Annotated in this window: 7 protein-coding genes; 4 read left to right on the top strand and 3 right to left on the bottom strand. The window is 61.1% G+C overall.

The window, feature by feature from the left end; translation table 11 throughout:
- Together CON76_RS03450 and ispF are read left to right on the top strand one after the other, a co-directional pair.
- A partial coding sequence (locus CON76_RS03450) for an IS5 family transposase (protein ID WP_101101969.1) occupies positions 1-904 on the top strand: 904 nt, incomplete at its 5' end.
- 235 nt (positions 905-1,139) lie between these two features.
- A complete protein-coding gene (gene ispF, locus CON76_RS03445) occupies positions 1,140-1,643 on the top strand; it encodes a 2-C-methyl-D-erythritol 2,4-cyclodiphosphate synthase (RefSeq protein WP_101101968.1) in 504 nt (167 codons plus the stop codon).
- An 11-nt stretch (positions 1,644-1,654) separates the two neighbouring features.
- On the opposite strand, the gene CON76_RS03440 is transcribed toward ispF, so the two are convergent.
- Positions 1,655-2,983, bottom strand: coding sequence for an ATP-binding protein (locus CON76_RS03440; protein ID WP_101101967.1), 1,329 nt, complete (start codon positions 2,981-2,983; stop codon positions 1,655-1,657).
- 20 nt (positions 2,984-3,003) lie between these two features.
- Positions 3,004-3,765 (bottom strand): osmolarity response regulator transcription factor OmpR, encoded by a 762-nt coding sequence (gene ompR / locus CON76_RS03435; RefSeq protein WP_101101970.1) that lies wholly within the window; start codon positions 3,763-3,765, stop codon positions 3,004-3,006.
- 304 nt (positions 3,766-4,069) lie between these two features.
- On the opposite strand from ompR, the gene CON76_RS13895 reads away from it, so the two are divergent.
- Positions 4,070-4,726 carry a helix-turn-helix domain-containing protein gene (locus CON76_RS13895; protein ID WP_145995311.1) on the top strand — a complete coding sequence of 219 codons (657 nt, stop codon included), beginning with the start codon at positions 4,070-4,072 and terminating at the stop codon, positions 4,724-4,726.
- Here the strand turns inward: CON76_RS13895 and CON76_RS13670 are convergent.
- Positions 4,714-4,845: a hypothetical protein gene (locus CON76_RS13670; protein ID WP_276308989.1), complete on the bottom strand. Its 132-nt coding sequence runs from the start codon at positions 4,843-4,845 to the stop codon at positions 4,714-4,716. The genes CON76_RS13895 and CON76_RS13670 overlap by 13 nt on opposite strands.
- A gap of 81 nt (positions 4,846-4,926) precedes the next feature.
- Here CON76_RS13670 and CON76_RS03425 point away from each other — a divergent pair.
- Positions 4,927-5,772, top strand: an 846-nt coding sequence (locus tag CON76_RS03425) for a SwmB domain-containing protein (protein ID WP_276308988.1), incomplete at its 3' end; no start/stop codon positions are given.

Below are 5,772 nucleotides of genomic sequence, written 5' to 3'. Positions count from 1 at the left end.
CTGGGCCGAGTACAACGCCGCGCTCAAGGCGCGAGGCTCGCTGACCCTGTGGCTCGACCGCGACATGCAGTGGCTGGCCGCGCCCAGCGGCAAGCGCGGTCGCCAGCAGATATTCTCGGATGCCAGCATCCAGTTCTGTCTGAGCCTCAAGTGCTTGTTCAACTTGCCGTTGCGCCAAGGTCTGGGGCTGGTGCAAAGCCTGTTGCGGCTGGCCAGCCTGGACTGGCCGGTGCCGGACTACAGCACGGTCAGCCGTCGCCAAAAGACGCTCAAGGTGCAACTGCCCTACCGTGGCAGCGGTGATGGGGCACTGGACTTGCTGGTGGACAGCACGGGCATCAAGTTCGTGGGCGAAGGCGAATGCAAGCGCAAGAAACACGGGGCCGAGTACCGCAGGCAGTGGCGCAAGGTACATCTGGCCATTGATGCCAAGACGCTGGAGATACGTGCCATAGAGGTGACGGACAACAGCGTGGGCGATGCGCCGATGTTGCCCGAACTACTGGCACAGATACCCGAAGACGAGGAGATAGGCAGCGTCTGTGCTGATGGGGCCTACGACACCCAGGCGTGCCATGAAGCCATTGCCCAGCGCAATGCTCAAGCCATCATCCCGCCGCGCAAGAACGCACGGCTGTGGAAGGTCAAGGCCAACAAGCGTGGCATGCACGTGCGCAACGAGGCGGTGCGGGCCTGCGGGCGACTGGGGCGCAAAATCTGGAAATGCTGGAGCGGCTACCACCGGCGCAGTCTGGTGGAGACCAAGATGCACTGCTTCAAGCGCTTGGGCGAGCGCGTGATGGCACGCACGTTCGAGCGTCAGGTGGCGGAGTTGCAGGTGCGCGTGGCGTTGCTCAACCGCTTCACGCAACTGGGCACCCCGGACACGGTGGCCGTGGCATAACTCCGTCTGGGGTTAGGGGAAGACCGTCCTTTCAGAGCTTTGTGCAACAAAGCCCTTCAAAACACCCCCACCCACCAGCTTGTTCAATCAGTTGCGCCGCGAGGTGCGCTCGAATGCACTACAGTCTAGCAGCATACGCCAGTCCACTTATCCCAATAAGCGTTTGTGTGCGTGGCCGTGGGGGTTGCGTGTGCCGTGGCCCCTGTCCCAATTTGTATTCGTTTATTGTTTTTGTATGACCGCAACCATTTTCAATCAGCCGCCCATGCGTGTGGGCGAGGGCTGGGATGTTCACGCGCTGGCCCCAGGCCGCAAGTTGATGCTGGGCGGGGTGGACATACCGCACCACAGCGGTTTGGTGGGCCATTCCGACGCCGACGCGCTGCTGCACGCCATCACTGATGCGCTGCTGGGCGCGGCGGGGTTGGGCGACATTGGCACCCATTTCCCCGATACCGACCCACGTTTCAAAGGGGCGGATTCCGCCGTGTTGCTGGCCGAGGCGTTGCGGGCGGTGCAGGCGGTGGGTTACACCGTGGGCAATGTCGATTGCACCGTGGTGGCGCAAGCGCCCAAGCTGGCCCCGTACAAGGCAGCCATGCGCGAGCGCATCGCCCAAGTGTTGCAGGTGACCCCGGAGCAAGTCAACGTCAAGGCCAAGACCGCCGAAAAACTGGGCCCCGTGGGCGAAGGCTTGAGCATGGAAGCCCGCGCTACCGCCTTGCTGTACCGCATCTGAGCCGCCGTACTTCAAGCCTTTTGCAGTTGTATCTGCACCCGCAACCCGCTGGGGTGCCCCGCTGACAGTTCGAACTGGCCCCCCATGCGGGCGATGGTTTTGTGGGCAATGGCCAATCCCAGCCCAGAGCCGGTAGCGGCGGTACGGGCTTGGTCGCCCCGGAAGAACGGCTCCACCAGCCGTTGCAGGTCGGCTTCGGCCACGCCGGGGCCGTGGTCTTGCAGTTGCAGCGTCACATGGCCGTTGTGGGGCAGCAAGGTGATGTCCACCTCGGCCACCCCATTGGCGCTGCGGCCATAGCGGATGGCGTTTTCCAGCACATTCACCAGTACGCGGCGCAGCTCCACCGCATCGGCTTTGACCAGCAGGGGAGGCTCATGCTCCGGGGCTTGCACCTGCAACGGGCCGTATTTGCTGGCGGCTTGCACCGCTTCGTCCAGCACCGTGTGGAGATTGACCGTGTCCAGCGTGACCTGGTCGGCACGGGCGTAATCGAGGAACTTGTCGATGATGGCCGTGACTTGCTCGATGTCGCTGGCCATGTAGGCGCGCGCTTGCTCGTCGGGCACGCTCATTTCCAGCTCCAACCGCAGCCGCGCCAGTGGTGTGCGCAAATCGTGCGAGATACCGGCCAGCATCAGCGTGCGTTCTTGCTCGGCGTTGCTCAGGCGTTCGGCCATGCGGTTGAAGCCGACGTTGACTTCACGGATTTCGCTGGTGCTCACGTTTTCGTCCAGCCGGATGGCCTTGAAATCGCCTTCGCGCAGGCGGCTGGCGGCGCGGCTGAGGTTTTGCAACGGGCGATCCAGCAGCCCGGCCACAAACACCGCTCCGGCCAACGATACCGCCAGCGCAATGCCCAGCCACGCCAGCCAGGTGGTGCTGTCGAGCGTGCCCACCCGTTCGGGGTCGGCCAGCAGCCAGTAGCTGTCGCGTTCAATTTCGAAGCCTATCCACAGCCCTTCAAAGCCGTTGACCTCGCGCGCCACAATCGTGCCCTTGCCCAGTTGCGCCTCCAGTTCGGCACTGACGCGGCGGCTGAAGCGGTCTTGGTCGTACAGTTGGTAGGTGTCGCTGGGTTCGCGCATGCCGATGCGCAGGTTTTCTTTTTCCACCAGCGTTTGTACCAGCCAGATCCGTTCAATCGCGTCGGAATGCACCAGCGCGGCCCGGCTCAGGTTCACCAGCGATGCCAATTGACGCGCGTTTTGCAGCACGCGCGGTTCAAACTCCAGCCACTGAAAGGTCTGCACCCACGCCGTCAAACAACCCAACAGCAGCAGGGTCAAAAAGAAGAACGTGCGCCAAAACAGGCTGATGCTGGGCCGCAGCCAAGACATTGTGGTACGGGGTGGAGTGGTCAGCTGGCGCTGGTCGGCGGCTCAGTGCTGGTGGTGTCGTCGGGCACAAACACGTAACCAATGCCCCACACCGTTTGCAGGTAGCGTGGTACGGCAGGGTCGTCTTCAATGATTTTGCGCAGGCGCGAGACTTGCACGTCCAGACTGCGGTCGAACGGCTCGAATTCGCGACCTCGGGCCAGTTGGGCCAGTTTCTCGCGCGACAGCGGTTGGCGCGGGTGCCGCACCAGCGCCTTGAGCATGGCAAATTCACCGGTGGTCAGTGGCATGTCCTCGCCGTTTTTGCGCAGTGAACGCTGAGTCATGTCAAATTCAAACGCGCCAAAGCGCACCAGTTCGGCTTCGCTGGAGGGTGCGCCCGGCACTTCGGGTGTCGGGCGGCGACGCAGCACCGCATGGATGCGCGCCAGCAATTCACGCGGATTGAACGGTTTGCTCAAATAGTCGTCGGCCCCCACTTCCAGCCCCACAATTTTGTCCACATCCTCGCTCTTGGCGGTGAGCATGATGATGGGGGTGCGGTCGTTCTGGCTGCGCAGCCGGCGGCAGATGCTCAGGCCATCTTCGCCCGGCAGCATCAAGTCCAGCACGATCATGTCCACCGTTTCGCGCAACAGCAGCCGCGTCAGGGCACGGCCATCCTCGGCCAACAGCACATCAAAGCCCTCCTGCGTCAGGTAGCGTTTGAGCAAATCGCGGATGCGGGCATCGTCATCCACCACCAAGATTTTGTCGGGTCGGGTGTGAGCGGTTGTGGGCATGGGCAAAGGCAGCAGCGCAAAAAAGTGGTGGGACAAAACCCCGTAAGGTCAGGCTGGCATTGTGACAGCCTGCAGTGCCTTTGGTTCCACGACCACAACGGCTTGCATTTGCACTTGCATTTTGTTACGGGCGTTGTTGCTCAGCGCCTTGTGTGGCAGTGCAATGAAAGTATTTGCAAGGATTTGAAAGAATTTGTAAGTTGACTACCAGAAATTTTTTCAAAAACCATGCTGCCACCCCCATTTTTGGTCTGTAATTCGTTGGTGTGCGACAGAGGCCGCGTGACATCGCGAAGGTGTGGAGATGGCGAGACAGCGTCTGGAAGTGGCATTGGACGAAGCGGATGTGCAGGCATTGCGCCAGGTGGACAAGAAGTCGGACAACTGGAGAGCACGCGAACGCGCACGCACGCTGCTGTTGCTGGGCCAGGGCAAGAGTTTGGAAGAGGTGGCGCAGTCGCAAGACATCACCACCCGCACGGTGCGCAACACGTGGGCGCGCTGGTGCCGCGAGGGTCTGGATTCGTTGCTCGACAAGCCGCGCTGCGGTGCGCCGCGCAAGCTCGACGAGGCGGCGCTGGAGCGTTTGACGCAGTGGGCCAACGACAAGCCCTTGACGGCGGTGCAGCTGCTGCAGCGCCACATCGAGGAGCAAGGCACGCCTGTACACGTCAACACTGAAGGTGGCGTGCTGGTGGAGCAGGCCGGGGTCAGCATGCAACGGGCGATTGCCGAAATTCAGCGCGTCACCTCACTGATGCACGAAATCAGCAACGCCAGCCACGAGCAAAGTGCGGGTGTGCGTCAAATTGGTGAAGCCATTACGCACATGGACGAAACCACCCAGCAAAATGCCACGCTGGTGGAAGAAATGGCTTCGGCGGCCAACAGCTTGAAGCAACAAGCCGACGATTTGGTCAAGACCGTCTCGGTGTTCAAGTTGTCCAGTTACACGCGCTGAGTGGCCACCGTCGGTTGTGTGTGGCCAGCTATCTCGCGGCTTGGGTCGTAGGTGAGGTTCTGGCGCATGGGCCCGGCGGCAAAGCCCGCCAGTGCCGAGGCGGCGGTGGTATTCTCCACCTTGGCCCAAGTTTGCCACTTCTATCCAAAACCGCCGAGGTTGGAGCGGCAATAACCCCACAGTAACACCAGGAGAAATCAATGGCATCGCTCGCACCCGTTTACTCTTCGTCCAACCTCTACATTGATGAGAATTTCATCACTCTTGTTTTCGATAAAGCCCTTGACTCAGCCAACCCTCCACCGACCAGTGCTTTCGCGCTTCAAGTGAACGGCACTGATGTCACAGTGACTGGTGTGGCAGTCGATGGCACCAACAAGACCGTGAAAGTGAGCTTCACACGCTCCTTGTCAGCGGGGGATGCTGTTGCTGTTGCTTATACCGATCCCACGGCCGACAATGATGTATCCGCAATCCAAGGGGTGGACACGCTGGATGTCGCTGCTTTTTCCACCTCGACGGTCGTTTCGTCCGTACGACCAACAGGGGTGACCATCACCCCAACCGGCGGCAGCACCCAAGTCACCGAAGGCGGGGCCACCGACACCTACACCGTCGTTCTCGACAGTGCGCCCACCGCCGATGTCACCATCACGCTGGACGATACCAATGGCCAAGTCAGCCTTAGCACCACCACGCTGACTTTTACCACGGCTAACTGGAACGCGGCGCAAACCGTCACTGTTACCGCCCGCAACGACACCGTGGGCGAAGGCACCCACACCGGCACCATTGGTCACACCGTGACCAGCACCGACGGTAACTACAACAATCTGGCTGTTAAGCCGTTGATTGTGACCATCACCGACAACGACTTGCCCACCGGCAACCCCAACTTTCTTCAATACACCGGTGCCACCAGTGCGGCACCGTTTGGCCTGAGTGATGTGGGGCGTTATGCCAGCCCCACGCTGGTGGACATCGACGGCGATGGCGACCTCGATGCTTTTATCGGCAACAATTCAGGCAACACGCTGTTCTTCCGA

Origin of the sequence: Macromonas bipunctata (assembly GCF_002837135.1) — a bacterium.
Taxonomy (GTDB): Bacteria; Pseudomonadota; Gammaproteobacteria; order Burkholderiales; family Burkholderiaceae_C; genus Macromonas_A; species Macromonas_A bipunctata.
Note: the sequence above shows the minus strand (reverse complement) of the source record. Positions and strands in the feature narration are given on the sequence as shown.

What these genes read in the sequence shown, in the direction of transcription:
- ispF (WP_101101968.1), top strand. Translation starts at nt 1,140, where the DNA reads ATGACCGCAACCATTTTCAATCAGCCGCCCATGCGTGTGGGCGAGGGC.
- CON76_RS03440 (WP_101101967.1), bottom strand. Translation starts at nt 2,983, where the DNA reads ATGTCTTGGCTGCGGCCCAGCATCAGCCTGTTTTGGCGCACGTTCTTC.
- ompR (WP_101101970.1), bottom strand. Translation starts at nt 3,765, where the DNA reads ATGCCCACAACCGCTCACACCCGACCCGACAAAATCTTGGTGGTGGAT.
- CON76_RS13895 (WP_145995311.1), top strand. Translation starts at nt 4,070, where the DNA reads ATGGCGAGACAGCGTCTGGAAGTGGCATTGGACGAAGCGGATGTGCAG.